27 protein-coding genes are annotated in these 23,744 nt (G+C 56.8%); 14 read left to right on the top strand and 13 right to left on the bottom strand.

The features are described from left to right. Nucleotides 1-33: 33 nt before the first annotated feature. The 4 genes from RCCS2_RS12330 to RCCS2_RS12345 all read right to left on the bottom strand — a co-directional run bounded on the left by RCCS2_RS12330 (nucleotide 34) and on the right by RCCS2_RS12345 (nucleotide 3,155). On the bottom strand, nucleotides 34-924 hold the full coding sequence (locus tag RCCS2_RS12330; protein WP_008234684.1) for a DMT family transporter: 891 nt from the start codon (nucleotides 922-924) through the stop codon (nucleotides 34-36). 2 nt (nucleotides 925-926) lie between these two features. Continuing rightward, nucleotides 927-1,346 carry a Fur family transcriptional regulator gene (locus RCCS2_RS12335; protein WP_008234686.1) on the bottom strand — a complete coding sequence of 140 codons (420 nt, stop codon included), beginning with the start codon at nucleotides 1,344-1,346 and terminating at the stop codon, nucleotides 927-929. 60 nt (nucleotides 1,347-1,406) lie between these two features. Beyond that, a complete protein-coding gene (locus tag RCCS2_RS12340) occupies nucleotides 1,407-2,258 on the bottom strand; it encodes a PhzF family phenazine biosynthesis protein (protein ID WP_037294089.1) in 852 nt (283 codons plus the stop codon). Between the two features lie 75 nt (nucleotides 2,259-2,333). Next, a complete protein-coding gene (locus RCCS2_RS12345; protein ID WP_008234688.1) occupies nucleotides 2,334-3,155 on the bottom strand; it encodes a GNAT family N-acetyltransferase in 822 nt (273 codons plus the stop codon). A gap of 45 nt (nucleotides 3,156-3,200) precedes the next feature. Here RCCS2_RS12345 and RCCS2_RS18580 point away from each other — a divergent pair, with 45 nt between their 5' ends. After that, nucleotides 3,201-3,341, top strand: a complete 141-nt coding sequence (locus RCCS2_RS18580) for a hypothetical protein (protein WP_008234690.1) — start codon at nucleotides 3,201-3,203, stop codon at nucleotides 3,339-3,341. On the opposite strand, the gene tyrS is transcribed toward RCCS2_RS18580, so the two are convergent. Further along, on the bottom strand, nucleotides 3,338-4,588 hold the full coding sequence (gene tyrS, locus RCCS2_RS12350) for a tyrosine--tRNA ligase (protein WP_008234692.1): 1,251 nt from the start codon (nucleotides 4,586-4,588) through the stop codon (nucleotides 3,338-3,340). The two genes, RCCS2_RS18580 and tyrS, sit on opposite strands and share 4 nt — an antisense overlap. A 63-nt stretch (nucleotides 4,589-4,651) precedes the next feature. Between tyrS and RCCS2_RS12355 the strand changes: the two genes are divergently transcribed. Both RCCS2_RS12355 and RCCS2_RS12360 read left to right on the top strand, forming a co-directional pair. After that, nucleotides 4,652-5,758 (top strand): anhydro-N-acetylmuramic acid kinase, encoded by a 1,107-nt coding sequence (locus RCCS2_RS12355; RefSeq protein WP_008234695.1) that lies wholly within the window; start codon nucleotides 4,652-4,654, stop codon nucleotides 5,756-5,758. 214 nt (nucleotides 5,759-5,972) lie between these two features. After that, entirely contained in the window at nucleotides 5,973-6,590 is a 618-nt protein-coding gene (locus RCCS2_RS12360) for an outer membrane protein (protein WP_008234696.1), read from the top strand. A gap of 102 nt (nucleotides 6,591-6,692) precedes the next feature. On the opposite strand, the gene RCCS2_RS12365 is transcribed toward RCCS2_RS12360, so the two are convergent. From RCCS2_RS12365 to soxR, 3 genes are read right to left on the bottom strand one after another with little or no spacing between them, the layout of a single operon-like run. Continuing rightward, nucleotides 6,693-7,502: an isocitrate lyase/PEP mutase family protein gene (locus RCCS2_RS12365; RefSeq protein ID WP_008234699.1), complete on the bottom strand. Its 810-nt coding sequence runs from the start codon at nucleotides 7,500-7,502 to the stop codon at nucleotides 6,693-6,695. An 18-nt stretch (nucleotides 7,503-7,520) separates the two neighbouring features. Next, nucleotides 7,521-8,705 (bottom strand): pyridoxal phosphate-dependent aminotransferase, encoded by a 1,185-nt coding sequence (locus RCCS2_RS12370; RefSeq protein ID WP_008234701.1) that lies wholly within the window; start codon nucleotides 8,703-8,705, stop codon nucleotides 7,521-7,523. 33 nt (nucleotides 8,706-8,738) lie between these two features. Further along, nucleotides 8,739-9,182, bottom strand: coding sequence for a redox-sensitive transcriptional activator SoxR (gene soxR / locus RCCS2_RS12375; RefSeq protein WP_008234704.1), 444 nt, complete (start codon nucleotides 9,180-9,182; stop codon nucleotides 8,739-8,741). A 77-nt stretch (nucleotides 9,183-9,259) separates the two neighbouring features. Here soxR and RCCS2_RS18410 point away from each other — a divergent pair, with 77 nt between their 5' ends. Continuing rightward, nucleotides 9,260-9,436: a hypothetical protein gene (locus RCCS2_RS18410; protein ID WP_008234711.1), complete on the top strand. Its 177-nt coding sequence runs from the start codon at nucleotides 9,260-9,262 to the stop codon at nucleotides 9,434-9,436. Nucleotides 9,437-9,439: 3 nt separating this feature from the next. Next, nucleotides 9,440-9,835, top strand: coding sequence for a VOC family protein (locus RCCS2_RS12380; protein WP_008234712.1), 396 nt, complete (start codon nucleotides 9,440-9,442; stop codon nucleotides 9,833-9,835). On the opposite strand, the gene RCCS2_RS12385 is transcribed toward RCCS2_RS12380, so the two are convergent. Further along, nucleotides 9,817-10,155 (bottom strand): MmcQ/YjbR family DNA-binding protein, encoded by a 339-nt coding sequence (locus RCCS2_RS12385; RefSeq protein WP_037294090.1) that lies wholly within the window; start codon nucleotides 10,153-10,155, stop codon nucleotides 9,817-9,819. The genes RCCS2_RS12380 and RCCS2_RS12385 overlap by 19 nt on opposite strands. 419 nt (nucleotides 10,156-10,574) lie before the next feature. Between RCCS2_RS12385 and RCCS2_RS12390 the strand changes: the two genes are divergently transcribed. Then, the gene (locus RCCS2_RS12390; RefSeq protein ID WP_008234718.1) at nucleotides 10,575-11,663 is read left to right on the top strand and encodes a Hint domain-containing protein; all 1,089 of its coding nucleotides are present in this window, start codon (nucleotides 10,575-10,577) and stop codon (nucleotides 11,661-11,663) included. A 58-nt stretch (nucleotides 11,664-11,721) separates the two neighbouring features. Here RCCS2_RS12390 and RCCS2_RS12395 read toward each other — a convergent pair whose 3' ends face one another. Next, a complete protein-coding gene (locus RCCS2_RS12395) occupies nucleotides 11,722-12,045 on the bottom strand; it encodes a hypothetical protein (RefSeq protein WP_008234733.1) in 324 nt (107 codons plus the stop codon). 345 nt (nucleotides 12,046-12,390) lie between these two features. On the opposite strand from RCCS2_RS12395, the gene cysS reads away from it, so the two are divergent. Genes cysS through RCCS2_RS12410 form a run of 3 tightly spaced genes read left to right on the top strand, consistent with a single transcriptional unit; the run spans nucleotide 12,391 to nucleotide 16,215 of the window. Next, the gene (cysS, locus tag RCCS2_RS12400; RefSeq protein WP_008234735.1) at nucleotides 12,391-13,824 is read left to right on the top strand and encodes a cysteine--tRNA ligase; all 1,434 of its coding nucleotides are present in this window, start codon (nucleotides 12,391-12,393) and stop codon (nucleotides 13,822-13,824) included. A gap of 1 nt (nucleotide 13,825) precedes the next feature. Continuing rightward, the gene (gene cimA, locus RCCS2_RS12405) at nucleotides 13,826-15,451 is read left to right on the top strand and encodes a citramalate synthase (protein WP_008234736.1); all 1,626 of its coding nucleotides are present in this window, start codon (nucleotides 13,826-13,828) and stop codon (nucleotides 15,449-15,451) included. Then, nucleotides 15,448-16,215 carry a squalene/phytoene synthase family protein gene (locus RCCS2_RS12410; protein WP_008234737.1) on the top strand — a complete coding sequence of 256 codons (768 nt, stop codon included), beginning with the start codon at nucleotides 15,448-15,450 and terminating at the stop codon, nucleotides 16,213-16,215. Before cimA ends, RCCS2_RS12410 begins: the two co-directional genes overlap by 4 nt. Here RCCS2_RS12410 and RCCS2_RS12415 read toward each other — a convergent pair. From RCCS2_RS12415 to cobA, 3 genes are all read right to left on the bottom strand, one after another. Next, nucleotides 16,212-17,429 carry an MFS transporter gene (locus tag RCCS2_RS12415; RefSeq protein ID WP_008234738.1) on the bottom strand — a complete coding sequence of 406 codons (1,218 nt, stop codon included), beginning with the start codon at nucleotides 17,427-17,429 and terminating at the stop codon, nucleotides 16,212-16,214. The genes RCCS2_RS12410 and RCCS2_RS12415 overlap by 4 nt on opposite strands. A gap of 43 nt (nucleotides 17,430-17,472) precedes the next feature. Beyond that, the gene (locus RCCS2_RS12420; protein ID WP_008234739.1) at nucleotides 17,473-18,723 is read right to left on the bottom strand and encodes a cobyrinate a,c-diamide synthase; all 1,251 of its coding nucleotides are present in this window, start codon (nucleotides 18,721-18,723) and stop codon (nucleotides 17,473-17,475) included. 74 nt (nucleotides 18,724-18,797) lie between these two features. Then, the gene (gene cobA / locus RCCS2_RS12425) at nucleotides 18,798-19,649 is read right to left on the bottom strand and encodes a uroporphyrinogen-III C-methyltransferase (RefSeq protein WP_008234740.1); all 852 of its coding nucleotides are present in this window, start codon (nucleotides 19,647-19,649) and stop codon (nucleotides 18,798-18,800) included. 98 nt (nucleotides 19,650-19,747) lie between these two features. Between cobA and RCCS2_RS12430 the strand changes: the two genes are divergently transcribed. The 5 genes from RCCS2_RS12430 (at nucleotide 19,748) to RCCS2_RS12450 (ending at nucleotide 23,631) form a co-directional block, all read left to right on the top strand. Continuing rightward, nucleotides 19,748-20,797, top strand: a complete 1,050-nt coding sequence (locus tag RCCS2_RS12430; protein ID WP_008234744.1) for a cobalt-precorrin-5B (C(1))-methyltransferase — start codon at nucleotides 19,748-19,750, stop codon at nucleotides 20,795-20,797. Further along, on the top strand, nucleotides 20,794-21,516 hold the full coding sequence (locus tag RCCS2_RS12435; protein ID WP_008234748.1) for a cobalt-precorrin-6A reductase: 723 nt from the start codon (nucleotides 20,794-20,796) through the stop codon (nucleotides 21,514-21,516). Before RCCS2_RS12430 ends, RCCS2_RS12435 begins: the two co-directional genes overlap by 4 nt. Further along, the gene (locus RCCS2_RS12440) at nucleotides 21,510-22,142 is read left to right on the top strand and encodes a DNA-3-methyladenine glycosylase family protein (protein ID WP_050770824.1); all 633 of its coding nucleotides are present in this window, start codon (nucleotides 21,510-21,512) and stop codon (nucleotides 22,140-22,142) included. Before RCCS2_RS12435 ends, RCCS2_RS12440 begins: the two co-directional genes overlap by 7 nt. Beyond that, complete coding sequence (locus tag RCCS2_RS12445) at nucleotides 22,139-22,807, top strand: alpha/beta hydrolase (protein WP_008234750.1); 669 nt, start codon at nucleotides 22,139-22,141, stop codon at nucleotides 22,805-22,807. The genes RCCS2_RS12440 and RCCS2_RS12445 overlap by 4 nt, the downstream gene beginning before the upstream one ends. A 101-nt stretch (nucleotides 22,808-22,908) precedes the next feature. After that, nucleotides 22,909-23,631, top strand: a complete 723-nt coding sequence (locus RCCS2_RS12450) for a GGDEF domain-containing protein (protein ID WP_008234751.1) — start codon at nucleotides 22,909-22,911, stop codon at nucleotides 23,629-23,631. Nucleotides 23,632-23,744: the final 113 nt, after the last annotated feature.

Genomic DNA, 23,744 nt, shown 5'->3' on the forward strand with positions numbered 1-23,744 from the left:
CCTTTGGGAGGGATGTTAGCGGTATCAACCGCTCTATAACGCGGGTTGTGACGCAAGGGAAGCGCGGCGCAAACGGGCTTCGCGCCACAATGTATATATGCCAGATGCGATGATGATTGCAGCCCCGATAAGTGTTGGTGCATCAGGAATTTCGGTAAAAACAACGTATCCAATGATCAGCGCAAATACCATGCGGCTATAGCGAAAGGATGAGATGATCCCGGCATTTCCGCCGCGCGTGGCTGTAATAATCGCAAGATAGGCCAGCATGCCAATGGCAACGCCTGCGCCCAACCATGCCCACTGAGTTGGCGAAGGTGCCACAAATGTCTGCCCTTGCAAAAGCACCAACGCAAAGGCCGCGGGTGTCACAAGCGCAAAGGCGTGAATGCCCAGTTGCGGCCCCGTCACCTGAACCGTCAGGCTGCGTGTGATCAGGTCACGCGTGGCAAGGCCGAACATGCCGCCAACCGCCAAAAGGGTGGCAGGCACAAACCCCTCCATCCCGGGGCGAATAATGATCAGCACGCCGACAAAGCCTACGATAATTGCCAGCCACCTGCGCCAACCGATACCTTGACCTAGAAAAAGAGCGGCCCCCATCGCAACAACCAAAGGGGTCGCCTGAATAACGGCCGAGGCTGTCGTTAGCGGGATCAAGGCCAAGGCAGAGACGAAAAAGCACGATCCAATCACTTCGCACAGGCTGCGCAAAACGACTTTGGGGTTTAGATAGGCAGGTTGCCAAAGCGTCTGGCCTTTGATCGCGGACCATGCCAAAAATGCCAAAAAACCGCCTAAGCAAATGGTCCCAAGGACCTGTCCGGCAGGGATTGTGCCTGCCAATTGCTTGATCAGCGCGTCTTCCACCGCAAAGCAGAACATCGCAAAGACCATGAAGGCCGCGCCGCGGATATTGTCCAAGCTCAGTTATCCTTGTCTGTCAGCGGCACGGCATAAAGCTCTAACCGGTGACCCATCAAACGATAGCCCAGCTTGGCGGCGATCCGTTCCTGCAAGGCTTCGATTTCGGGATCAACGAATTCGATCACCGCGCCAGAGTGCACATCAATCAGATGATCATGGTGGTCGCGATCAGCCGCCTCGTATCTGGCGCGTCCGTCGCCGAATTCGTGCTTTTCCAGGATGCCGGTTTCCTCGAACAGCTTGACGGTGCGATAGACCGTCGCCAGTGAAATCTTCGGATCGACCGCCGCCGCCCGGTTATAAAGCTCTTCCACATCGGGGTGATCAATAGCGTCCTGTAATACGCTTGCAATCGTGCGCCGCTGATCCGTCATCCGCAGCCCGTTGGCCTCGCAGCGTTCAAGAATGGTTGTCGTCATACCGGCCTCATGGTGTGTTACTGCCACTGATAGCGGCGCAGGCGGCTGGTTTCCAGTGGATTAGGCCAGAAGAACCCCTTCCATCACCCGCACCGCATGCCCGCTGATGGTCACAGGCACCGGATTGGCATGTTTTGTCGTGGCTGTGATGTCGGATGGCCGCCCCATGGCTTCGCCTTGCACGATATGCAGGGTCAGGTTCTGGCCTAAGGTTTCAGTCAGCAATGCCGCCAATGCCGCTGATGCGCTTCCCGTGGCGGGATCTTCGGGGATATTATCGATGGGCGCGAACATCCGCGCGTCGATCTGCATGCCGTCACGCACGTAAGCGAATATCGCGAAATCAAAGCCTGCCGGGTATTTTGTGGCACCTTCGCGGATATGCTCCAATGACGGGACGCAGGCGGTCAGATCATCTTTGTGCCGCAGTTCGACCAATACGAAGGGAAGCCCGACACTGGCCTGCACAGGTGCATGCGTCGTTGTGACAATCGCGTCATCAGGCACACCCAATGCCGCCGCGATCAACTGTGTGTCTGGTTGCGCCAGTCGTTCAAGCGGTGCAGCGATGGTAAATGCCGCTTTGCCGTCTTCAAAAACGCATGGCACAGACCCGACGCCAAGTTCAAGGATCATCGCGCCGTTATGGCCTTCATCGCGCAGGGCGGTGGCTGTGCCGATGGTGGGGTGCCCTGCAAAAGGGATTTCCATGGTCGGTGTAAAAATACGAACCTTGGCGGTATGGTCCGGGTTATGTGGCGGATAGACAAAGGTCACTTCCGACAAGTTGAATTCGCGCGCAATGCTTTGCAGTTTGTCTTCTGCGATGCTTGTTGCATCAGGAAAGACCGCCAGTGGATTGCCGCCAAAGGCCGTTTCGGTAAAGACGTCATAGACAAAATAGGTCGACATTGCTGGGCCTGTGTTCTTGGGCGCTTTCCTTGCAACTTCAGGCATGGGCGCGGTTAGCGCAACCGTATTTGTGCGTCACCTCGCACACCCGGGAAGACGCAACCATGTCCCACCCAACGGGCGGACCCGTGCGCCTGTGCCGATCTTGAACCGGGCAAGGCCTGGGGCGGTGTCCGTGTCCACCAGACCAAGGTCCAACCTTTCAAAACCACGATCTGCAAAGTGATCTGCGGCATGGGTGATCATCCTGTGATGCGCCGAAAGCGCCCGCCCACGCGCGTTGGTCCATCCAATGTGATAGGTCGCAACGGGTGCATGCAACAAAAACAACATGCCCGCGATTGGCGTATCGGCCTCATAGGCGATCAGCACGCGGACATCCTTTAGTGCAACCGTTGCATAGGCATTGATCAGGTCATGGGGCAGCCCGCGAAACCGCTTGATGCGTTGTTGCGCAAGGTCCGCAAGCAAAAGCCACGCATGTGTATTGAGGTTGTAGCGCTGTTCCGCCAGAAAAAGCGGCGCTAACTGCGCCTTTCGCAAAGCATGACGCCACTTGGGTTTCATCGCAGCGATGCGATCATCAGCGCTTGTTGTCAGGTCAAGTTCGGCAACATAGGCATTGGTCATCAGCCGGCGAAACCCGGCCGCGCGCAAGGCCGCGTCTTGTGGCGCATCCGCGTTGATCATCCGCAGATTTGCGCCTTTCAACGCGTCCCAATGCTGGTCGCCGTGCCAGACCGGCCCGCGCGACGCCATACGCTGCCCGAATTGCCGCACAGTCAAAACTGGCGCAGCACCCGCCACATCGACAAACGCCACCGACCGGCCCAACCGCCGCAGCGCTGCGGCAAAATAAGGGTGTTGTTGCAAGGGCAGGGACACTTCAGATTTCATTGCCCCGTTAAGCCATTTGAAACCTAAACGCGGGTTAATGAAGCTATGAAAAAGCGAAACAACTCTGTCTCTGGCGTTCAGGCGCCAGCCCCCCGACCAACACCCCTTGGGGCCGCGCTTGTTGCGGTGATCATGACATTTCCGGTCGCTGTGACGATCCTGTTTGTAGACTTGCTGTTGCTTTAGCCCAATTGCACCAGCGCATGTCGTTTTTTGCCCGCGCTAAGTTTAATCGGCGTGGACAAAGCGTCAGCGTCGATCATCATCCCGGCTTCGTGCAGCGGCGCGTCGTTCAGTTTGGCCCCATTTTCGGCAATCAGGCGTTTGGCCTCTTTGCCGCTTTTGGCAAGGCCAGATTTGACGATCAATTGAACAATGGAAATACCGTCGCCCAGATCATCGGCGCTAAGGGTCAGGGTTGGCAGGTCATCGCCAACGCCGCCTTTCTCAAAGACTTCGCGCGCCGTCGCCTCAGCCGCTTGCGCAGCCGCCGCACCATGCAGCAGGGTTGTGACCTCATTGGCCAGAATGATCTTGGCTGCGTTGATGTCAGACCCTTCCAGCGCGCCAAGGCGCTCGCATTCTTCGATCGGCAGCTCTGTATAAAGCTTAAGGAAACGGCCCGTGTCGGCATCGGTTGTGTTCCGCCAGAACTGCCAGAATTCATAAGGCGCGCACATATCAGCGTTCAGCCAGACAGCACCTGACTGTGACTTGCCCATCTTCTTGCCGTCGCTTGTGGTCAGCAAAGGTGAGGTCAATCCATAAATCTCTTGATCCAGCACACGACGGGTCAGGTCGATCCCGTTGACGATGTTACCCCACTGATCAGACCCGCCCATTTGCAGCAAACAGCCATAGCGGCGGTTCAGCTCTAAAAAGTCATAAGCCTGCAAAATCATGTAGTTGAATTCAAGAAATGACAGCGACTGTTCGCGGTCCAGCCGGGACTTCACGCTTTCAAACGACAGCATCCTGTTGATCGAAAAATGCCGCCCGATGTCGCGCAGGAAATCAAGATAGTTCAGACCATCCAGCCATTCTGCATTGTTGATCATCAGCGCGTCGGTTGGCGCGTCGCCATAGGTCAGATATGCCGAAAACACCTGTTTGATGCCGGCGATATTGTCATCAATCTGATCTGGCCCCAGCAAAGGGCGTTCGTCCGCGCGGAAAGACGGATCGCCAACTTTGGTCGTCCCGCCACCCATCAGCGTGATCGGCTTGTGGCCTGTCTTTTGCAGCCAGCGCATCATCATAATCTGGATCAGCGATCCGACGTGCAGTGATTTGGCTGTTGCATCGAACCCGATGTAAGCGGGCACAACGCCTTTGCTCAACGCCTCGTCCAGCCCTTGGTAATCCGTACAGTCGGCCAAAAAGCCGCGTGTCATCATGACATTCATGAAATCGGATTTGGGGTGGTAGGTCATTGGCTTGTTCCCGGCGTTATCTTGCTGCACTCTATAGTCAGGACAAAGCCTTAGGGAAAGCGGATGTTGCAGACAGGTGTAGTGACAGCTTTGGGAACGATGTCCGGCACGTCGCTTGATGGCGTGGATGCGGCAGTTTTGCAGACGGATGGTGTAATCATTCACGGTTTTGGTCCGTCAGATTACCGCGCCTATACGCAAGAAGAGCAGCAAGCGTTGAAAGCGCATTTGGGCCGTTGGCAGGATGAGGATATCGCGAAAGCCGCACATATCGTCGAAGCCGCGCATATTGCGGTGATGCAGCGGTTCGAAGGCATCGACGTCGCTGGATTTCATGGGCAGACACTCGCACATGATCCCGGCGGGCGCGGAACGCATCAATGCGGCGATGGTCATCGGGTGGCCGAAATGCTGGGTTATCCGGTCGCTTGGGATTTTCGCACTGCTGATGTGGCCGCTGGCGGGCAGGGCGCGCCGTTGGCGCCGTTTTATCATTTTGCCCTTGCGAAATGGATCAAGGCCGATGCGCCTATTGCATTTCTTAATCTTGGCGGGGTTGGCAACATCACCTGGGTTGACCCGGCTTGCGATGATCCGGCTGATCCTGCTGCATTGTTGGCTTTTGATACCGGGCCCGCAAATGCGCCTATGAACGACCTGATGCTCGCAAGGCGGGGGGCGAGCCATGACGCAGGGGGCGTGCTGGCGGCGCAGGGGCGCGCTGATGCCGATATTCTGGCTGCTTTCATGGACCACCCTTATTTCGCCCGACCAGTGCCAAAGTCGCTTGATCGTGATGCTTTTAAGGGCCTGTCACACGCCGTAAAGGATTTAACCGATGCAGATGCGCTGGCGACGCTGGCACAAGCGGTTGTACAAAGTGTGGCGGCTGCCTGTCAGCGCTGCCCGACGATGCCGCAAAGGCTGCTGGTTACAGGCGGCGGGCGTCACAATACAACGCTGATGTCGGCTTTGGCTGACGCGCTATCATGCGATGTCGCCCCTGTTGAAGCCGTCGGTTTGGACGGTGACATGATTGAGGCGCAGGCCTTTGCATTTCTGGCTGTCAGAGTGGCGCGCGGCCTAGCTGTTTCAAGCCCACAAACCACCGGCGTTCCCCGGCCTATGACCGGTGGGCACGTTGCGCCCGGTTTCAAGACCGCCAGCTAAATTCCCCAAATTGGGCGCTAAAACCTGCCTATTCGTGCACAATCACGCCGATTTGATGTAATTGTATCAATTGTAAGCGATGATTAGCCTACGTTTCACGATGCGCTCCGCTCGTTCCCGCCGATGAAATTCACACCAGCGTGATACCTATGGAACCTTTCAAAAGAGTTGTCAGTTATGCCTTACACGACAACCCGAATTAACGGAGATAAAAATGAATACGACATTAAAATTCGCCCGCACGAGCATGTTGGCCGCACCCGTAGCTTTGGCTGCAGGTATGGTATCAGCTGGCGGTATGTCAGAACCTGTCGCAGCACCTGCGCCAGTTGTAGTTGCGCCAGCACCAGTTGCCGTCGGCAGTGATTGGACCGGCTTTTATGCTGGTGCGCAGTTGGGATATGGCGTTGTCGAAGCTGATGCTTTGAGTGATGACGGCGAAGACCTGACTTATGGCGCACACGCCGGTTACCTTTATGACTTCGGTTCTTGGGTTCTGGGCGGTGAGCTTGACCTTGATGGCACCGAGATTTCACAAGACGGTATCGACGTTGACACGGTAACACGTGCCAAGCTGCGCTTGGGCTATGACGCAGGTGATTTCCTGCCTTACATCACTGGTGGTGTGGCGCAACTGCGTACCTCTTCCGATGACGACACCTTTGACGGCGACGATACAGGTGGTTTCGCCGGTCTTGGTCTTGAGTACCGTGTCAGCCCGACCATTCGTGTCGGCGGCGAAGTGCTACAGCACCAGTTTGAGGACTATAACGGTTCCGGTGAAGACATCGACGCACGTACAATCGCTGCGCGCGTTTCGTTCCAGTTCTAAACCGACGAATATATAAGCATCCCGCCGCACTGTCCCTTCCCCAAAAAATCAATGCAAGGGATGCTTATTTGGGGCCTGTCACCGCACTGACAGGCCCCTCTTTTATGTCAGCAGGTCATCTATAATATCGCCACTGATGCCATTCTTAAGTGTGGAAAAATCGCCGGATTCTATCATCGCCTGTGCCGCATCATGAATTGCGCGATGCGTGATCCGCGCCAAAGCACCCCCGACCGAAAGCCGGGCCACACCGGCAGCCGCAAAAGCGGCCTGCGTTTGTGTGGTGTAAGGTCCTGCGACCAAAGCGTTTACCGGTGCCGTTGTACTTGCACAGATCCGCGCCAAGGCGTCCATATCGGGTGGTAGCGGGGCATAAAGACAATCGGCCCCAGCGGCCTCGAACGCCTGCAAGCGGCGGATCGCTTCTTCGGTATCGTAGGCTTTGGTCATGATGCCATCGGCGCGGGCCGTTAGCATAAAATCATGTGGCAAGGCGCGTGCTGTCGCAGCGGCTGCACGGATGCGTTCGACAGAGAGATCAAAGTCATAGGCCTGCGGCGATGGCAAGGCGATGTCTTCGATGCAAATGCCCGCAAGCCCGACCTCAGCCGCCAAACGCACTGTTTCTGCGCAGGTGTCGGGATCATCCCCAAACCCATTTTCAAAATCACCTTGTACGGGGACCGACACAACCGACACAATTTCAGCGGCATGTGTCAGCGCCTCATCCCGGGTTACGGTGCCACCATCGGGCCGTCCCATTGTAAAGGCATGTGCCGCAGATGATGTTGCCAGCGCTTTGGCCCCCATCGCGGCCATCATCTTGGCCGATCCGCGGTCCCAGACATTTACCATCAAAAAGGGGTCGCCTTTGACGTGAAGGGCACGAAACTGTGCTGCGATATCTGTCATATGTGTTTCCTTTACGTCTTAGTCCGATGTCTGACTGGCCTTGGCGCTGGCAAAGGCTATCAGCCGTGAAAGGGCATCGACATATTTGTCGTCCGCAATAGTCATCGCGACCCGCACATGTCCGGCGGCAGCTTGTCCGAAACTTTCGCCCGGCATCACGGCGATCTGCTCTGCGTCCAATAGCGCGTTGGCAAAACCTTCGCCGCTCATCCCTGTCGCGCGCATATCCAGCATGACGTACATCGCCCCTTGCGCGGGCACGGCACGCACCAGATTTTGCCCTTCAAGGGCCTGCATTGTCAGCATGCGTCTGCGACGGAACGGTGCCGCGACGGCCTCTTCCACGGCATCCCCTTGGTTCAACGCAAAATCCGCGGCATCCTGAATAAATCCAGGCACGCCATAAGTCGTATGGGTGGCAAGGTTGATGAGCTGGTCAATCGCACCCTCTGGTCCGCAAATCCAGCCTACCCGGCTGCCGGTCATTGCGTGGCTTTTCGACATAGATCCGACAACGAGTGTGCGTTCGGCCATGCCGGGCAGGCTGCGCGGGCTGATATGGGTGCCGTCCCAGACTTGCGTGTCGTAAACTTCGTCCGAGATTAGCCAAAGGTCATTTGTGATGCACGCATCACAGATCGCTTGCAAGGTTTGCGCGGAATAGACGACGCCGGTCGGGTTATTTGGCGTATTGACGAGCAGTGATGTGGCCCCTGCTGTCGTTTCAATCAGCGCCTTGCACGTTGGTTGAAACGCGGTGTCTGGTGTTGTGATCAACGCTTTTGGCACGGCACTTGAGCCACGGATTGTGCCGGGGTAGGTTGCGTAATAGGGATCAATATAAACCGCCGTATCACCGGGATCGCAAACAGCGGTATGGGCTGCGAAAAGGGCGGCCTGTCCGCCGGGTGTGATCAGGATGTTATCGGCCGTTGTTGGCACACCGGTACGCGATGCAATCCGTGCCGCAACGGTTTTGCGCAAATCATGGGTGCCCGGCACCATGGCATAGCCTGTGTGCCCACCCACAGCCGCAGCATGCATCGCGCCCAGAATATCGGGGCTGGTGCGGATATCATGCTCTCCGATAGTCAGTTCCGTGACGGGAACACCGTCAGCGATCATGCGCCGCGCTTTGTAAAAAACGTCCCAGCCGTCAGAGCCGCCGCCGGTGATATGTGTGATGCGATGCGAAAGTTTCATAAAGAGCAGGGGAACGGCGGATGAAGGACGAAGTCAAGTGGTTGTCGCCTTGAGGTTTCGCGGGCCGGGGCCTTCGACACTTTTTACATCCGCTGGATTATACAGCGCGCATGATTTCAGGCTCAGGCACCCACAGCCGATGCAGCCATCCAGCTTATCACGCAGGTCTTCGAGTGCCGCGATCCGCGCATCAATATCTTGGCGAAACGCTTTGCTAATCCGGGTCCAATCGGCCTTGGATGGGGCCTTGTGATCGGGCAGGCGGCGCAGGTGCGGCGCGATTTCTGACAGGCTGAACCCCAGCTTTTGCGCTGCCATCACAAAGGACAACCGCCGAATGTCCGGACGCCCGTAACGCCGATGACCACCCTTGTTACGCAGGGGTTTCACGATGTCATGGGTTTCATAAAACCGAATGGCCGAAACGGCTAGTCCGGTCCTGTCTGCCAACTCTCCGATGGTTAATCCTTGTGACATGTAAATTAGCCCTTGATCTCAAGTTAACTTGAGGAATGAAAACAGATTCGAGATGAATTTGATAGAGGAGAAAATCCATGTCCAAACACAGCACAACCCGCTACTGCGCCGACCCGCAGGCGCTTTCCGCGATGAAACGCGACGGGATGGCGTGGGGGCATGATCTGGACTGCGGTTGCTTTCACGATGTGGCCCGCAGCACCAAACCTGGCCCTATTGCCCGCATTTTTGCATCCCTGAAAAGAAGGACATGACCCGTGGCACATCTTGAACACGTCAACATCACAGTATCGAACCCCAAAAAGACCGCAGATATGCTGGTTGATCTTTTCGGCTGGCATATCCGGTGGGAAGGGGCCGCCAAGAATGCGGGCCATACCGTGCATGTCGGCAGTGACGATAGCTATGTCGCTGTCTATTCCGGGCCTGATCCTGCGCAAACCATGCCAAAACAAGATGCCAGCTATCATACGCGGGGCGGGTTGAACCACTTGGGCGTTGTTGTGGATGACCTTGATGCCGTAGAGGCCAAGGTGAAAAAGCACGGTTTCACACCCCACAGCCATGCTGATTATGAACCGGGTCGGCGGTTTTACTTTCATGACGCGGACGGGATCGAGGTTGAGGTGGTAAGCTACGCCGCGCCGATCTGATCGCGCATCTTCTTCGGCAGCGCCCGATAGATGATGTCATAGGATACCCCGATCCTGTGGCGCAGTTCATCTTTGGCGCTGTCAAAGGGGACCAACACCCAGCTTTTGTGAAAATAGGGGGCTTTGGTCGCCGCACCTGCATCAATCAGCATTGCCGCGGTTTCAACACTATCGGTTTTCAGGCAAACACCATCAATGCGGTCGCCAAAGCAGGCAAACATCTTGCCGCCGACCTTCCAGCTGTCCAATTCCGTTGTCGGATCAGCCGCTACGGCGCCGGGACGTTCAGCGCAGATTTGATTGACGAGGTTACGTGACACAGGACGAGAATGGCGGACAAAGCCTGTGCTGGCAAGGCGTCCAGGGCCTTGAACCACTGGATAAACAGGAGGGCACTCAAGGGCGTTCTAACCAAACGGCGTTAGGCCAATGCTGACGGGTCGTTACCCTAAACGTTCAGGTGACCGATACTGTTGGCATTCATGAAACAGCGGCCCAATTCCCGTTGGATTGCGCCAATGCCTCTTTGCAATGGTGTTGGTGCTTTACGCCAAATGCACCATTTTGACCTAAAAAGGGCTATAATACGGGCCAGACTTGCCACGATATATAGCAACAAAGCTTGAAACGATATGCGGTTACACGGTATCGCATGATAGAAATCGGCGTCTGAAAACAGACGACGTGTAGTAGGAGTATTGGTGTGCCGACGTCATTTACAGTTTTTTCCCTCGGATCCTTGTCCATCTGGGACACCCAAGAAGGGAACACGACACTTGCGACCGGCAATGTAGATGACGCCTTGGGCACCTACGGCTCTGCGGGTGATCCGCTCTTTGGTGACCGGGTGGAATTTGCGCCAGCAGGCAATGGTTTTGCCGGTGGATCGGCGACCACTTACGACATTGATAACAACGTATCGAACGATCAATTCAGTATTGATGGTGGGCCTACGCAAACTTTTGACGCGTCGATGATCTTTTCTGCCACCATCACTTATCTTGATGGCACAACGGAAAATATCACGGCAGTTGTTTTCCAAGATACGGTAGGCAACACCTACTGGGCCCCAGAATTTTCTGATAATGCAGATCAGGACGCAATTGAAGCGAAGGGTATTCAGTCGCTTGAGCTTCTGACGCCGATCTATTCAGATGGGGCCAGCCAAGGGTATAATCTGACCGCAGATCGCGAAGACAGTATGCCCCTATGCCTTACTGCTGGGGCCCGTATCACCTGCCCCGAAGGCGCGCGCGCGGTTGAGGATTTGGCGGTCGGCGATCTGGTCGTGACGCGCGATCATGGGCCGCAACCCATCCGCTGGATCGGTCAACGGGTGATCGCATTGGATGAATTGCGCGCAGATCCTAAACTACGGCCTGTGCAGATTATTGCTGGCGCTTTGGGTGCCGCGATACCGGATCGCGATCTAAGCGTTTCTCGACAGCACCGTGTGTTGGTGTGTTCCAAAATTGCGGACCGTATGTTTGGCAAGAGGGAAGTCCTTGTTCCCGCGATCAAGATGGCGGATATGCCCGGCGTTTTCCTCGATAAGAATTGCACGTCGGTGACTTATTTCCACCTGCTGTTCGACCAGCACCAGATCATTTACGCCGAAGGTGCACCGGTTGAAAGTTTGTTTACCGGCCCTGAAGCCTTAAAGTCGGTCAGCCCCGCAGCCCGTGCAGAAATCATGGCGCTTTTTCCCGAAGTCGCGCATTTGGACTACACGCCAGAACCCGCGCGCTTTATGCCATCAGGTAAGTTGCAAAAGCACCTGATTGCCAGACACGTCAAAAACAACCGGGCTATCGTGCATGACGCCTGACAGGTATTGTCTTTGACACGGAACGAACGTCGTGAAGCGCTTTTGGGATGCATCCGTTTTAGCGCCGCTTTTGATAGGCATGGATGAACTTGCCATCCAGGGTTACGGCCAGTTGTATCTTGGGTTTCATGATACGGTAGTGAATGATTGCCCAGATCATGGCGAGTGTGAAACTCATAGCGACCCAGATGGCTGTTGGGCTGATCAGCAACAGTTCTGCTACAGGCAGAAACGTGTACTCGCCGACCATGAAGATGATGATCATCAACACCGCAAATCCACCGCCAAGGATCAGGCGGACTTCGGAAAAGATATCGCGCCTTGCCCGTCTTGCAATCTTGCGCCGTTCCTCTCGCGTGTAGGAGGACAAGTCTTGGTTCAATGTATGCTCCGGTCTAGATGGCCGTGTCTGCCATCAACATTAGCGAAAATCACCGTCATCTGCCAGCCGAACCCCATGAGGTAAAGCCGCATTGTGACCTGATGCGCTATATGACACCGCCTGTTTTCAAGCAGAACTAATACGCCTAGGGGCATTGCAGACTGATACTAGCGCCTGTGCCCTAGACGTATCGCCGACCACCTGCTACGCATAGCGCATGAAGAGCATCTGCATCATTACCTGCTGCATTATTATCTGCTGACATCAGTCGCGGGTTGCTCTTTCACGTTTCAAATCAAAACTGAACTTGGTAAGCCCGCGGCGTAACGCACGTGCGAGGCACCTATGACCACCATCCGCCTGAACAACACAAAGACCCGCAAGCGCGAGGACTTTATCCCGATTGATCCGAAAAACGTGCGTTTGTACCTTTGCGGACCAACGGTCTATGACCGCGCGCATATCGGCAACTTGCGCCCGTCGCTTGTGTTTGACGTGCTGTTTCGTTTGCTGAAAGAAGTGTACGGCCCAGATCACGTCACCTACGTGCGCAACTTCACGGATGTGGATGACAAGATCAATGCGCGGGCCGCTGAAACGGGCCGGGCGATTGGCGATATTACGGCGGAAACGATTCAATGGTATCATGATGATCTGGATGCGGTTGGCTTGCAGCGCCCAACGCACGAACCGCGCGCAACCGATCACATCGCGCAGATGATCGCGATGATTGAGGTGCTGATTGAGAAAGGCCATGCTTATGCCGCTGAAGGCCATGTGCTTTTTGCGGTGGAAAGCTATGACGCTTATGGCGCGCTGTCTGGCCGGTCCATCGACGATATGATCGCCGGTGCGCGGGTGGAAGTGGCCCCCTACAAGCGTAATCCGATGGATTTTGTCCTTTGGAAGCCGTCTGGCGATGGTGTGCCGGGGTGGAACAGCCCTTGGGGCTATGGTCGTCCGGGTTGGCATATTGAATGTTCGGCCATGTCGTTGGAATTGCTTGGCGAAAGCTTTGATATTCATGGCGGCGGCAATGATTTGCAATTCCCGCACCACGAAAACGAGATTGCGCAGTCAGCCTGCGCCCACCCCACAGGCGAATTTGCGCGCTACTGGGTGCACAATGAGATGTTGCAGGTCGAAGGTAAGAAGATGTCCAAGTCATTGGGCAATTTCTTTACGATCCGCGATCTGCTGGATCAGGGTGTTCCCGGCGAAGTCATCCGTCTGGTGATGTTGGGCACCCACTATGGCAAGACGATGGACTGGACCGAGACGCGGCGCGCCGAGGCTGAAGGCACGTTGCGCAAGTGGTATGGCATTTTGCAAGGGCACGGCTTTGGGCCTGAGTTGATCGCAGCACTAGAGGCCGAGGGCAAATGGCAGCCGGATGCAGAGTTTATCGGCGTGCTGGCCAATGATCTGAACACGTCGGGCGCTCTGGCGCGCTTGCATGTGTTGGCCAAGGGCAAAACGCCCGTGGCCTTGGCGGGCTTTGCCTATGGCATGCAGATGCTGGGGTTGGTCAATGACTGGTCCGCGATCCCGCAGTTTGATGGCGGTGAGGCCGGATCAGGTGTTGCACCGGCAATTGCGACGCGCGTTGATGCATTGCTGGCGGATCGTGCGGCGGCCCGCGCGGCCAAGGATTGGGCGCGCGCTGATGAAGTGCGCGATATCCTGAACGCTGCCGGTGTGCAGGTCACCGATGTGGGCGGGCAGGCGACCTGGGCGCCCGGGCCAGATTTTAACGCGGCCAAGCTGGAGGGGCTCTGACATGGGCAAAGAACGCCTCTACCTCTTTGACACGACACTGCGTGATGGGGCGCAAACCCAAGGGGTCCAGTTTTCGGCGGGGGAAAAGCACCAGATTGCCGCCGTTCTGGATAAGCTTGGTTTGGATTACATCGAAGGTGGTTGGCCCGGCGCAAACCCAACAGATACTGAATTCTTTGCAGACCCACCCAAGACAAAGGCGACCTTTACCGCCTTTGGCATGACCAAGCGCAATGGCCGGTCGGCCGAAAATGACGATGTATTGGCGGCGGTGATGAACGCGGGTACGCCTGCGGTCTGTCTGGTGGGCAAGGCGCATGATTTCCACGTGACCACCGCCTTGGGGATCAGCCTAGAGGATAACATTGAAAATTTGTCCGCCAGCTTTGCCCATATCAAGGCGCAGGGCCGTGAGGGGCTATTTGATGCGGAACATTTCTTTGATGGCTATAAGGCAAACCCTGACTATGCATTGCAGGCGATCCATGCGGCCTATGATGCGGGCGCGCGGTGGATTGTACTGTGTGATACCAACGGTGGTGTGCTGCCCCACGAGGTGTCCGAGATTGTGACAGCGGTGATTGCCAGCGGTATCCCCGGCGATCATCTGGCGATCCATACGCATAACGATACTGAAAATGCGGTGGCCAATACCTTGGCGGCGGTTCTGGCCGGGGCGCGGCAGGTGCAAGGCACGCTGAATGGCTTGGGTGAACGGTGCGGCAATGCCAACCTGACAACGCTGATCCCCACACTGCTGTTGAAAGAACCTTACGCGAGTATGTTTGAAACGGGCGTATCACCCAAGGCCCTGAAAGGCCTGCGAAAGGCGTCGCGGATGCTGGACGATATCCTGAACCGGGTGCCCGCCAAGCAAGCCCCCTACGTGGGGGCATCAGCCTTTGCGCATAAATCTGGGCTGCATGCCAGCGCTATTGCCAAAGATCCCACGACATATGAACACATTGATCCGGCCGCGGTGGGCAACAGCCGGATCGTGCCCATGTCCAATCAAGCCGGGCAGTCGAACCTGCGCGCGCGTCTATTGGATGCAGGGCTTGACGTTGCAGCCGATGATCCGGCGTTGCCGCGCATTATCGAACGGATCAAAGAACGCGAGGCGCAGGGATTTTCCTACGATACCGCTCAGGCGAGTTTCGAGTTGCTGGCACGCGAGGAGTTGGGCACGCTGCCGCGGTTTTTCGAGGTGAAACGCTACCGGGTGACGGTGGAGCGGCGTAAAGATAAGCGCAACCGGATGGTGTCGATTTCAGAAGCGGTTGTGGTGACGAAGGTCCACGGCAAGAAGATGCTGAACGTCAGCGAAAGCCAGGGCCCGGATGGGTCCGACCAGGGTCCGGTCAACGCGTTGTCACGTGCGCTGTCAAAGGACCTCGGGCCCTATCAAGAGATTATTGATGACATGCAATTGGTCGATTTCAAGGTGCGTATCACCAATGGCGGCACCGAGGCTGTGACGCGCGTGATCATCGACAGCGAAGACGGCAAAGGCCGCCTCTGGTCCACCGTGGGGGTCAGCGCCAACATAGTCGATGCATCCTTTGATGCGCTGATTGATGCGATCAATTGGAAACTGATCCGCGATGGGGCAAAGGCCGAAGCATGAGCGTACTTGCTTGTGCGGAACTGGTGGAAAAGGCCGACCCGTTGCGGTTTCGGGTGGCGATGGCAGCACCCGTGCCTGCGCGACAGCTGTTGTTCCCGCTTTATGCTTTCAACGTTGAGGTGGCCCGCGCCCCTTGGGTGACCCAAGAGGCGATGATTGCCGAAATGCGGCTGCAATGGTGGCGTGATGCCCTGGAGGAGATCGCCGAAGGCAAACAGCCGCGCAAGCATGAGGTCGTGGATGCATTGGCCGGATGTTTGGACGCAGAAGGCGCGCGTTGCCTTGATGGCCTTGTGGCTGCGCGACGATGGGACGTCTACAAAGACGCGTTCGAGGATCGTGGTCATTTCGATGATTATATCAATGCGACTTCAGGGTCTTTGATGTGGACAGCCGCGCGCCTGCTGGGGCCGGCAGATGAAGGCGTGGTGCGCGATTTTGCCTATGCGACAGGTATTGCCAATTTCTTTCAGGCGATCCCCGCGTTGGAGGCGCAGTCGCGCAAGCCATTGCTGGATGGAACCGAGGCGGCGGTAAAGGCGCTTGCAGAACATGCGTTGACACGTTGGTATCGCGCGCGGGCGGCCAGTGCGCAGGTGTCAAAAGCGGCTTCGGCAGCTTTGATTGCAGGGTATCATGCCCGTCCGATTTTACGCGCGGTTATCGCCGCCCCGGCACGTGTGGCGCAGGATGCTTTGCTGGTTAACCCTGCGCGTGACAGTCTGCGCTTCATGAATGTCAATCTGCGCGGCTGGTGGCGCTAGACCGCCATTTTGGGCTGACGCACCAACCAGATCAGTGATCCGCCTGCCAGCACCAGAAAAGGTATCATGGCGATGTTGACGGCGTTCCAGCCTTCGACTGCCGTGCCACCAGAACAGTTCATCAGCCCGCCAGAGGCCAGCGATGCAACAGTAACCATACCAAAGACGATCATATCATTCATGCCCTGCACAGCACCACGTTCTTCGGGGTGGTGAGCCCCTGCCAGCATTGTGGTCGCACCTATAAAGCCAAAGTTCCAGCCAAGGCCCAACAGGATCAGAGCAATATAAAAGTTCGTAAGTTCCACACCAGACAGCGCGACACCCCCCGCCAGCGCAAGGATAACAAGGCCGAGCGACACGATCCGTTCAACCCCAAAGCGGGCGATCAGGTGACCTGTGAAAAAGGATGGCGCGAACATTGCCAAAACGTGGGCCGAGACAATGTCATTGGCATTATCGGTCGTAAACCCGCACCCCACGACAGCCAGGGGCGTTGATGTCATGACAAGGTTCATCAGTGAATATGACACCATCGCGCAAATGATCGCGACAAGGATGCGGGGATCACGCAGCAGTTCCATCCGGGTGCGGCCTGCAGGGGCGGCCACGGCAGGGGGTTCTTTCTTTGATCCTTTGGGCAGGTCCAGCCAGAGGAATAGGAACATGCCCACCAAATTAAGAACGATGATCGCAAGATAAGTCCCCAAAAATGGGATAACAAAGGCGTCTGACACCAGTTTGTTCAGTTGCGGACCCACGATTGCTGACAGCAATCCCCCGGCCATGACGTATGAGATCGCCTTGGGGCGAAAGCCCTCGGATGCCGTATCCGTTGCCGCAAACCGGTAAAAACCCTGCGCTGACATATAGATACCGGTCAGATATGACCCTGCCAAAAGGATCGGAAAGGAACTGATGTAAAGCCCGTAGGCGGATACAGCGGCACCCACAGCCCCGGCGAATGCGCCAAGGAAGAACCCAAAGCGCCGTCCGTTGCGCTGCATCAGGGGGCTGATCCATGGGGCTGTTGTCATCGACCCGAAAACGATGAACGAAATGGGAAGCGTTGCAAGACACGGATTGGATGCCAATTGCCCACCAGCCAAGCCGCCAATGACAAAGATCATGGGCAGTTGTGCGCCAAGGATCGCCTGCGCCAGCACCAGAACGGCCACATTGCGTTTCGCCCGTGTGTCATCAACGTAAGTCATAGTGGTATCGGTACGCCCGGTCTGGAAAAGGTGCAAGGACTGGTTAACCCTGATCAATAATATGGGCAAAACTGCCGCTGACATTGTTCTGGATCAAACCCATCGGGGGCAGGGTGGTGCCTTCGGCATCCTTGGCTGCAAAGAGTGGCGTACCGCTGGCACGCAAAGTTGTGGCATAATGGAATTCATGCCCTTTCCATGCACCACGCAAAAGGCCGGTGCTGGCCGTAAGATCACGGTATCCAAGATGCAACCTGCGCGTGGCAAAGGATGTATCCAGCGGCAGAAGGTCCGCCATTTTATGTGCGTTACCGTCTTGATCAATCAGCGTTTCGCCCAAGGTCATGTAACCGCCGCACTCGCCATAGATGTGCGCCTTGCTATCCCGCAAACTGTTCAGGAAGACACTGTTGGCCGCAAGTGTCCCGGCATGAAGTTCTGGGTAGCCACCTGGCAGGTAAATGAGGTCAGCATCCGGCGCAGGCTCATTCGCAAGCGGCGAAAAGAAATGCAAGGACGCCCCGGCGTCTTGCCAGTCTTGCAGCAGATGTGGGTAGTTAAAGGCAAAGGCCGCATCCTGGGCGATCGCGATGTTTTGTGCGGGTGGATGGCGCTTTGGTGGCGTCGTGCCGGATTGCAGCGGCGTCAGCATCCTCTCTAATCGCTGTAGATCGCACTGGTCGGCAATCAGATCTGCAGCGGCATTGAGATAGGTTTCAAGGTCGGGGCGTTCTTGCGCCTGCACCAACCCCAGATGCCGTGACGGTTGCACCAATGACCGCGTGCGGGGCATCATCCCGAAGATCGGTGTGTCGCCCAGCGCGCGCCGCAACATGCCTTCATGGCGCGGGGAACCCACGTTGTTCAGGATGACCCCCGCAATCTGCACCGTGAGGTCATGTTGCATAAACCCCTGCACCAGCGGCGCGACAGAGCCCGCCATTTTACCGGCGTCAATGACCAAAATTACCGGCAGGTTCAGGATACGCGCAAGATCTGCCGTCGCCCCTTTGCCGTCCGGTGGCGCGCCATCGAAAAGACCCATCGCGCCTTCAATGATTAAGGGCAGGGTGCCAGCGCCAAGCGCCCTGATCCGCTCTGGCGTCATCGCCCAAGCGTCCAGGTTCATGCAGGTCTGCCCGCAAGCCGCTTCGTGAAAGCGAGGATCAATGTAATCCGGGCCAGACTTGGCGGCCCTTACGGGTACGCCGCGTCTTTTGAGTGCGCGCAAAAGGCCAAGTGTCAAAGTGGTTTTGCCACTGCCCGAGGCAGGGGCGGCGATAATGAAGCTCATCGCCGGTGGAGGCGTGTGCAGGCCTCTGACAGAAGTTTGGTTGGACGCAGAAAGAGGGGGCTTTGCATCGGGCGCTAGGCGGATTCGGCGGGGCGACCACGGCCAAGCGGATCAAGGTTGCGGGGCGGGTCGCCAGCGGCCATGCCTTGCCAATCCAGCACTTGTCGCATCAGGACAGATTGCCCAATGCAGATGATCGCGGGCGGGGCAAAGTTTGCAGCGTCAATATCCGCGACGATAGTGCCAAGAGTGGTTTCAAGCACCTGTTGCGCGTCTGTTGTGGCGGTTGTGACAACCGCCGCAGGTTCATGAGGACTGCGCCCTGCCTTCAGAAGTTGGCTTGCAATCTGGGCGATATGTTTCATGCCCATGTAAATCACAATGACTTGGCTACCCTTTGAGATACTGACCCAATCCAAAGAACTGGGTGTGTGCCCCGACTGGTCATGGCCTGTCACGAAAGTGACCGACTGGTTCACATCGCGGTGGGTCACGGGTATGCCCGCATAGGCAAGCCCGCCAATACCAGCAGAGATACCGGGGATGATGCGGATGGGAATGTTGTGCTGCACCAGTGTTTGTGCCTCTTCACCGCCGCGTCCGAAAACAAAAGGATCGCCGCCTTTCAGCCGAAGCACACGTTTGCCGTCCCGTGCCAGATCGACCAGCCGGAGCGAGATGTCGCGCTGTTTTGCAGAAGGTTTGCCACCGCGTTTGCCTGCGTAAATGTGTTCCGCCTGCGGGGCCCAACTGAGGATCTGCTCCTGCACCAACGCGTCATAAATCACGACATCTGCTTGCCGCAAGGCATTCACGGCGTGCAATGTCAAAAGCCCCGGATCACCCGGACCGGCACCACACAGCCAAACCCATCCGGGTTCCAGCGTGGGCCATGCGTGGGCGGGAAGAGGGATATCAGTAGTCATACGTTTCTTATGCCGCTGATCGCGCGCGTTGAAAAGGTGACAAACGACCTCGTATTGGTGATTGCCGTCATTGGCTTGCCTGCCTATCGTCGGGCGGAATGATAGATGAGACCACGACAGAATTGCGCCGCGGATGGACGACGGGGGCCTGCGCGACAGCCGCCACAAAAGCGGCGCTGATGCGGCTATGGGGCGGGGCCTTTCCGCGTGAGGTAGGAATTACGCTGCCCAAGGGGGAAACACCGGTGTTTCCTGTGGTCTTCGCCGAAGCAGGCGACGATTGGGCGCGTGTCGGGATTACCAAAGATGCCGGTGACGATCCGGATGTCACGCATGGCGCACTGATTGTCGTGACTGTGTCAGCCTCTGCCGGTGGTATCGTCTTTCGCGCGGGTGAGGGTGTGGGTATGGTCACAAAGGCGGGTTTGCCCATTGGTGTTGGTGAACCTGCCATCAACCCGGTGCCGCGCGAGATGATGATCGGCGTTGTGCACGCCATGGCAGATCAGTTTACCCAGTCACCTGATATCAAGATCGAAGTGTCCGTGCCCGGCGGGCGCGACCTTGCGCTCAAGACATGGAATCCCCGGTTGGGGATCGAAGGGGGTATTTCCATTCTGGGTACAACCGGCGTGGTTCGCCCGTTCAGTTGTGCTGCCTGGATCGCCTCAATCCACCGCGGTATTGATGTTGCCCGCGCCGAAGGCTTGCTGCATGTTGCAGGCTGTACGGGGGCCACATCCGAGAAAACGGTGCAGGCGCTTTATGACCTGCCGGATCATGCCATGCTGGATATGGGCGACTTTGCGGGGGGTATGCTGAAGTATCTGCTGAAGCATCCGATTGGGCGGGTGACGGTTGGTGGGGGTATTGGCAAAATGACCAAGCTGGCGCAGGGCGCGGTGGATTTGCATTCCGGGCGCAGTCAGGTGGATTTTTCCCAATTGGCTGATATGGCGGGCGACCGGCGTGTGGCAGATGCCAATACCGCGCTAGAGGCTTATGAAATTTGCGGGGCTGCATTGGCCGATAAGGTTGCCATGGGCGCGTTGGCACGGTTAGAAGATCGGTTCGGATCGCCGGACATTTCGTTTGATATTGTCGTGATTGATCGTAAGGGCACCATTATCGCGAGGGCTGGCGCATGACATTACTGCTGTTGGGGGGCACGAACGAGGCACGTCAAATCGCCACGCATTTGCAAGGTCATGATGCTGTGATCTCGCTTGCGGGCGCGACAAGACATCCGCAAGAGCAGCCCTTGCCGACCCGTGTTGGCGGGTTTGGTGGTGAGGCAGGGTTTATCAGCTATCTGCAAGAGGCCGGGATCACCGCTGTGCTGGATGCAACACACCCTTATGCCCAGCAGATCACGGTGCGCACAGCGCAGGTGTGCCGCGCACACGGATTGCCCTATGTTCAGTTTTTACGTCCGCCTTGGACCCCGGAACCCGGTGACCAATGGGTCGAAATCAGCGCAGAGTCTGACGCGGTTGACTATATCCCGCGCGGGTCCGTCGTGTTTCTTGGGACAGGTCGGCAGACCTTACATCGGTTTGCCAACTTGGAAGGCTGCGAAGTGGTCTGCCGCCAGATTGACCCGCCGACCGAACCTTTCCCCTTTGTCGGGGGGCAGTATCTTTTCGGTCGGCCGCCATTTTCGGTTGAAGATGAAATCGCGCTGTTTCAGGATCTTGGTGTTGATTTTCTCGTCGTCAAAAATGCAGGTGGCGCGCCAAGCCGGACCAAGCTGACAGCGGCACGGCAGTTGGGTCTGCCTGTTTTGATGATCGCGAGACCTGCGCCAGGAGATTGGCCTGTGGTCGAAAGCATCAACGATGCTTTGGCGTGGGTGCGCGCATTGTGAAAGAACGCATTATTCGGTCGGACGCCTGTGTTGCAGAGGGGGCGGCATGGTTATGCGCGCGCGATCCTCGGTTTGCGCAAGCGATAAATGATTTGCCACCCTTGCCTTTACGGTTGAAGCCAGATGGGTTTGCCGAACTGCTCAGTGCGATTGTCAGTCAGCAGGTCAGCGTGGCGTCGGCAAGTGCGATTTGGGGGCGCTTGCAAGAGGCCGGGATGACGACACCCGCAGCTGTGGCACGCTCCAGCGAAGAAGATTTGCGCGCGCTTGGCCTAAGCCGACAGAAAGCCAAATACGCGCGCGCGCTTGCCACCGCACAGATCGACTATGATGCGTTGCGCCGCATGCCTGCGCATGAGGTAATCAAGACACTTACCGCAGTGCCCGGTATTGGCGCGTGGACTGCTGAGATTTACGCGATGTTTTCGCTGGGCCGCGCGGATGTGTTTGCGCCAGGTGATCTGGCCTTGCAGGAGGCCGCGAAGCTTATTTTTGATTTGCCCGCACGCCCCAAGGAAAAGAACTTTCGCGTGATGGCCGATGCATGGTCCCCGTGGCGGTCGGTTGCAGCCCGGATCATGTGGGCCTACTACAAGCAACACAAACAAAGGGAAGGCATCAGATGACACGAGCTTTGGACGCCCAGCGGCGCGAACCGGTATCAGGTGAAACACGGTCTTGCGTGGTGTTTTTGCATGGCTATGGGGCCAATGCAGCCGATCTGATTGGTCTGGCTGATCCTTTGGGTGAACATATGCCAGATACGCTGTTTATCTCGCCAGATGCACCGGAGGAATGCGCTGGTGCGCCGATGGGCCGTCAATGGTTCCCGATCCCGTGGATTGACGGGTCAAGCGAGGAAGAAAGCAAGCTTGGGCTGGACCGTGCCGCGGCGGATCTGGATGCCTTTCTGGATGGTGTGATGGTTGATGAAGATCTGTTGCCTGAACAGGTGATGGTGCTTGGCTTTTCGCAAGGGACGATGATGGCGCTGCATGTTGTGCCCCGCCGCGAGGATCCGATTGCAGGGATCGTTGCGTTTTCGGGGCGTTTGCTTGAGCCAGAGCTGCTGGCCGATGAAACACAAAGCCGCCCGCCAGTGTTGCTGATCCATGGGGATGCAGATGATGTGGTGCCGCCACAATCACTGCCGCAAGCAGCCGAAGCTTTGCAAGAAGCAGGCTGGAAAGAAGTCTATGCACATATCATGAAGGACACAGGACACGGCATTGCGCCAGACGGCCTGTCAGTTGCATTGGCGTTCATGCGTGATAGGTTAGGTCTGAGTTGATAGGAGGATGTTTTGTTGTCTTCTGTTAAGTGTTCCTTACCGATTGAATGCAATTTTGCGGCACGGGGTGATTGGGCCCTGTTGGCAGGACGGGTCTAGAAATGCACAGCCCCATCGTTTCACTTTTGGGCCCAAAAGACCGGTTGGGCTGGTTTCTTCGGTATGCAATCTTGGCGCTGGGGGTCATCGGTACTGTTTTTGCGCATGATGTGATCATGGATAACGCATTTCACGGTGACACGGCCCAGTATCTTGGTGCGATGATCATGATAGGTTTGCCGCTTTATGCTGTGGCGACCGGTATCATGGCTGATATGGGCCGTTTGCGCGTGCAGTTGATCCAGGCTAGCGAAACCGATCAAATGACCGGCCTTTTGCAACGCCAGCATTTTATTCGCCGCACCGAACGGAAGCTGCAGCAAACCGGTACTTTGTTGATGCTTGATATTGATGGGTTGGGACAGATCAACGCCAAACATGACCATCACGCAGGCGATCTGTGCCTGATGGCGCTAGCGATCCGTTTGCGTGAAGTGACGCGCGACACTGATATTGTCGGGCGCATTGATGGGGCAACAATTGCTGTCTATCTGCCGGGCACACCCTTGGACGCAGGCCGCGCTGTGGCCGAACGTCTTGCACAGGGTATTCAGGTCACAACAGGCAAGACGCGTTTTGAAGTCACCGTTTCCGTCGGTGTGGCTTTGGCAGACGGCGACACCCCACTGGCGCGCCTGATGCAACAGGCCGAGGCTGCATTGTTGCGCGCCAAAGCGCGGGGTCGGGCGCAGGTGATGATGTCAGACGGTCAGCTTGCAGCGTAAGCCGCATCCGGCGCGCAGTTTTTGTCGCATATTCTGGGGGTTGTCACATTTCTGACGCGATATATAGTCCACCATAAGAAGAATGCGGGACTGCCGCTTTGACTGTTCCCGCA

It is taken from the genome of Roseobacter sp. CCS2, from assembly GCF_000169435.1.
Taxonomy (GTDB): Bacteria; Pseudomonadota; Alphaproteobacteria; order Rhodobacterales; family Rhodobacteraceae; genus Yoonia.